1 protein-coding gene and 1 pseudogene are annotated in these 2,050 nt (G+C 64.2%); both read left to right on the forward strand.

Annotation, left to right across the window (positions count from 1 at the left end):
* A pseudogene (gene rimO, locus IRZ12_RS17525) lies at positions 1 to 309 on the forward strand (30S ribosomal protein S12 methylthiotransferase RimO); the annotation flags it as partial.
* Positions 310 to 473: 164 nt separating this feature from the next.
* On the forward strand, positions 474 to 2,050 hold a 1,577-nt coding region (locus tag IRZ12_RS17530), incomplete at its 3' end, for a hydantoinase B/oxoprolinase family protein (RefSeq protein ID WP_296471391.1).

The following is a 2,050-nucleotide window of genomic DNA, read 5'->3' on the forward strand; positions in this document are numbered from 1 at the left end:
GCCAATGAACTGCCCGACCCCGTTCCGGATGAGGTGCGCCAGGAGAGACAGGCTCGCTTCATGGAGGTCCAGCAGGCCATCTCCCGCAAGCGCCTGACCCGCAAGGTCGGCAAAGTACTCAAGTGCCTCGTCGACGAAGTCACGCCCGAGGGTGGCGTGGCGCGTTCCATGGCCGATGCGCCGGACATCGACGGCAAGGTTTACGTCGCACCCGCCGACAAGCCATGGAAACGGTACAAAGTCGGCGACATCATCTCCGTGCGCATCGCGCGCTCGGACGACTACGACCTGTGGGGGACGGTGGCGTAGGGCAGGGCGCCCACGCCACAGGCGCTTCTCTTCCCAAAGCATCCGATGCGCCGCCGCAATGCCGCTGCGGCGCCTGCTCCCGGCTTCGCCCGAATTGTCTTATTGACAGAACAATAGATCATAAATACAGTTCCTCGAGAGAAACCGAAAGCACGAGGGCGCGCATGTCAGAAACCGAGCTAGACCCAGTTACGCTGGCAGTCTTGAAAGGGCGGCTCGAACAAATCGCCGATGAAATGGATGCCACGCTCTATCGAAGCGCCTTCAATCCCATCATCGCAGAAGCACACGACGCCTGCCATGGCCTCTACGATGGCTCGACGGGAGATACGCTCGTGCAAGGGAAATCGGGCCTGCCGGTGTTCGTGGGCGCCATGGCCTTCGCCGTGCGCGCTGCCATGGCCACGGCCCAGCCGCTCGGCGGCATGCACGAGGGGGAGGTTTGGCTTTTCAACGATCCATACGAAGGCGGCACCCACGCCAACGACTTCAAGCTCGTCAAGCCTTTCTTCCGCGGCGGCCGCCTGCTGTGCTTCCTCGCCTCGGCTGCGCATTGGCACGACGTGGGCGGCAACGTCCCAGGCAACTACAACCCCGCCGCGACCGAATGCTGGCAGGAAGCCGTCCAGATCCCGCCCGTGCGCATCGTGACGGCAGGAGACGTCAATCCCGATGTGCTCGCCATTCTGCGCGCCAACACTCGCATGCCGGACAGTCTGTGGGGTGACCTGAACGGGCAGCTGGCAGCCTTGGAACTGGGCGAGCGCCGCTTGCACGAGCTGCTGAATGCCTACGGCGAAGACCGGATCTTGGCCGCCATGCAGGCGCTGCGCGCCCGCGCACGCAAACTCATGCAGGCACACATCGCGTCGCTGCCGGATGGCCGCTATGCGTTCGAGGACTACCTCGACAATGACGGGATACGGGACGAGCCGCTCCGGATCGCCCTGGACATGACGATAGAAGGCGAGCGCATGGTGCTCGACTTTTCCCGTACTTCGGGACAGTGCGCTGGCGCCGTCAATATTTCACGGGCCACGGCCGTAGCCGCATGTTACGTCGCGCTCAAGCATTTATTCCCCGACGTGCCGGCCAATGCCGGCGTCCTCGACGCCGTCGAGTTCGTGATGCCGGACGGCTTGCTGATCACGGCGCAGCGGCCGCGCCCGGTGGGTGGTTATACCGAAACCATCCTGCGCATGATCGACGTGGTGTTCGGCGCCGCGGCGCTTGCCGACCCGACGCGGTCCGTCGCGCAGGCCTATGGCACGATTAACGCGCTGTCCTTGACCGGGCTGCGCACCGACGACAAGCGCAAGGGACAGCGCTGGGTCATGTTCAGTTTCTTCGGCGGCGGACACGGTGCGCATGCCGGCGGCGACGGGCTCAGCCATGGCAATGCCCCGATATCGACAGCAACGATCCCGCCGCTGGAAATCCTGGAGGCGGCCTATCCGGTGCGCTTTACCCAATGGGCGCTGCGTCCGGACTCGGGGGGCGACGGTACTTACCGCGGCGGCTTGGGTGCCATCTACGAAATCGAATTACTCGAAGAGAGCGCCCAGGCGTTTATTTTTGGCGAGCGGGGCAAGTCGCCCCCAAAAGGGATCGCCGGCGGCGGCAATGCCGCCCTGAACCGCTTCAGCTATCGCGTGAACGGCGAGTGGCATGTGCCGCCCATGGTTTCGAAGATGCTCGGCATATCGCTGTCGCGGGGCGACCGCGTACGCCTGGAAACACC

The organism is Pigmentiphaga sp. (assembly GCF_019689535.1).
In the GTDB taxonomy this organism is placed as follows: Bacteria; Pseudomonadota; Gammaproteobacteria; order Burkholderiales; family Burkholderiaceae_B; genus Pigmentiphaga.